Origin of the sequence: Microcoleus sp. K4-B3 (assembly GCF_036704615.1) — a bacterium.
Taxonomy (GTDB): Bacteria; Cyanobacteriota; Cyanobacteriia; order Cyanobacteriales; family Microcoleaceae; genus Microcoleus.
The window spans coordinates 1-2,240 of the sequence record NZ_JAUBSF010000200.1 but is presented as its reverse complement, the minus strand read 5'-3'; the positions used below and the strand labels follow the sequence as shown (position 1 = coordinate 2,240).

The 2,240-nt window shown below is 45.2% G+C and carries 3 protein-coding genes and 1 pseudogene; all 4 read right to left on the bottom strand.

From position 1 onward, the window contains the following. Positions 1-148: 148 nt before the first annotated feature. Positions 149-421 (bottom strand): hypothetical protein, encoded by a 273-nt coding sequence (locus QUA78_RS32315; protein ID WP_333307295.1) that lies wholly within the window; start codon positions 419-421, stop codon positions 149-151. Beyond that, on the bottom strand, positions 418-906 hold the full coding sequence (locus QUA78_RS32310) for a hypothetical protein (RefSeq protein WP_333307297.1): 489 nt from the start codon (positions 904-906) through the stop codon (positions 418-420). Before QUA78_RS32310 ends, QUA78_RS32315 begins: the two co-directional genes overlap by 4 nt. Before the next feature lie 16 nt (positions 907-922). Further along, complete coding sequence (locus tag QUA78_RS32305; RefSeq protein WP_333307299.1) at positions 923-1,624, bottom strand: hypothetical protein; 702 nt, start codon at positions 1,622-1,624, stop codon at positions 923-925. Positions 1,625-1,650: 26 nt separating this feature from the next. Beyond that, positions 1,651-2,154, bottom strand: a pseudogene (locus QUA78_RS32300) (ISKra4 family transposase); the annotation flags it as partial. Positions 2,155-2,240: the final 86 nt, after the last annotated feature.

Genomic DNA, 2,240 nt, shown 5'->3' with positions numbered 1-2,240 from the left:
TTCGACTTTTTTTGACGCTTTTATTGATTTTAACTATTTTACGCTTATTCGGATATTTACAAAACCGGGATGCTCCCATCCGCGACTCCCCATTAAAAAGGGGGAGTTTCGGCCGCTGAGTCGAGGCGGCCATCCTCAGGCGGTTAGGTTAACATCTTGTTGATTCCTTTTGACTCCAGCGGATGATGCTAAAACCGTTGGGTTGAACGTTTGAGGCGTCTAACAGTTTGATCAAAGCCTCATCTACTAAATTTTCGGGCAGAGCCATCACTCCCGAAGAGACATAATTGCTGATAGCTGATAGCAAGTGTTCTGGGGAAGATGCGGTAAACTTAGACAGCAAACAACAAGCGCGGTGCAAAGCCATTGCTGTGGCAAAAATTGCTCTTTTTTGGTGAACGGTTAAACTGTTAATGCTCATGGGCGCCACATCCTTTTCAAGAAAAAGTTCTTGTCGCCAGAATTGTTGGCTTCTGTTAACTCGTCAACAAATTGCTCCGCCTCTTTCACAGTTGGCACTCTGGCGTAAATTGCCGAGTGCTTGTTTATTTCTGCCACTAACTCTTCATGGGTGATATTGCGCTGGGCAGAGAGACACTTTAACAAAAGTGAATTCGTGTAACTGCACGACCAAATGAGTTGTTTTAGCTCGATCGGCAAATCTTGCAAGCTGATAGCGGTGGGTTGCGGGCTGTCGTCGGGAATTACTCTGATCGATTGGAGGTTTAACTCACAAGTATCTAAAGAATTGCTGAGTGTTTCGGCGAGTTCTTCGAGTTCGCGGTAGTTGCCCTGACTCTTGAGAATCAAGTCATCGGCGTGAAGCCCTAGAGCTACAATTTCGGCTTTGATTTCAGGCCGAATCGAGGGCAAGTCGGAATGCCTGTAGGTGAAAGTATTGTGCATGGTTTTAAAAAACTAATTAGGATGAGTCCGACACTTCGTCGGATCTATTTGCCCGACCGATAGCTTTTTGATGGCATTTTGAGGGCTTTTTTACCCCAAAACCTGCTACGGGTTTGGTTGAGGCGAGATCTTCTACGGCGGTGACTTTCTGAAACTCGGCGTCTAGCTGGTCTAGAATTTCTTCTTGTTCGGGGGTAGGGATGGTTGGCTCCTCGGTATCTTCCTGGGGTTTGTACTCGTCGGCGATTCTATCCAGGAGCTCCTGGAAAGACAGACCGGCCGCTGCTGCTTTTTTGGCTAGCAGTGCGTAGGTGTCTTTTTTGATGCGGACTTGTTGCAGTCTAGGTTCTGGATTCTCGTCAATGGTTTCGCTGATAGTTACTGCTGAGATTCGCTCTTTGGGTACGCTTTCCACCACTTCCTGCCACTTACTTTCTAAGGGACTGTCGCCGTATTTATCCACTGCTGCGTACTTCCCCAGCGTGGTGGCTTGAGCTACGCAGTTGGGCAAAATTTGGAACCCGGCCTTTATCAACCGCAGGCAAATCCCGGCTGCTTTGATAATTTGCTTGCAGTAAAAGTGCTGGCGGCCGAGTCCTTGCTCGCAGTAGGTTTTAAAGTCTTTGAATTTGTCTTTATACAATCGATATCGGCGGATTGCGTGCAGCATGATGCCCTGTCGCACGTAATCCAAAAAGCCCCTCTTGATTGGGAGCATGTCACTTTTGCAGTGAGCAATTATACTCATGCAGCTTTTACGTGATTACCAATTAAGCCGTTTAAGTAAGCACAACGATGAGCTAATACTTGTCCCACATGTTCTGATTTCCAACTCGCTCCTGATATTTTAATTCGTCTGCCTATTTGCTTAATGCCTGATTCTACCGCTCCCCAACGAATTGAACAGATGCCATCAAGAGAGAAAATTTCATAGTTGATAATCCTTTTTTTGTGCTTTTCTAAATATTTGCAAAAATTCACTGCTGATTTGTTCTTGAGCTTTGTAAATAGAGCTGCCGCACTCTCTACATTTCCTTTCCACAAGTATGCTTCTGCTTGCTTAAGGCGCTTAATTGAACCGCCTACTTTCTGAAGATTTTCGTGTTCGATGGTACCAATCGAGAACTTCTCTTCTCTGGTGTTCACTACTGATTTCCTTAAATATATTCCATACTCCATCATGTCCATCACCGTCTGACAAGTTACAGGTTTGGCTAGTGGTTGTTTATTTGCCCAATCAATGATGATATCATTTTGATTAACTGTAGTTTAGACTAAATAAAGATGAGAACGGTGGCTTTCAGAAGAACTAGAGCCACCGCGCCGGGAGAGAA

Excerpts from the sequence above, each read along its gene's own strand:
- QUA78_RS32315 (WP_333307295.1), bottom strand. The coding sequence starts at position 421 with ATGAGCATTAACAGTTTAACCGTTCACCAAAAAAGAGCAATTTTTGCC.
- QUA78_RS32305 (WP_333307299.1), bottom strand. The coding sequence starts at position 1,624 with ATGCTCCCAATCAAGAGGGGCTTTTTGGATTACGTGCGACAGGGCATC.
- QUA78_RS32310 (WP_333307297.1), bottom strand. The coding sequence starts at position 906 with ATGCACAATACTTTCACCTACAGGCATTCCGACTTGCCCTCGATTCGG.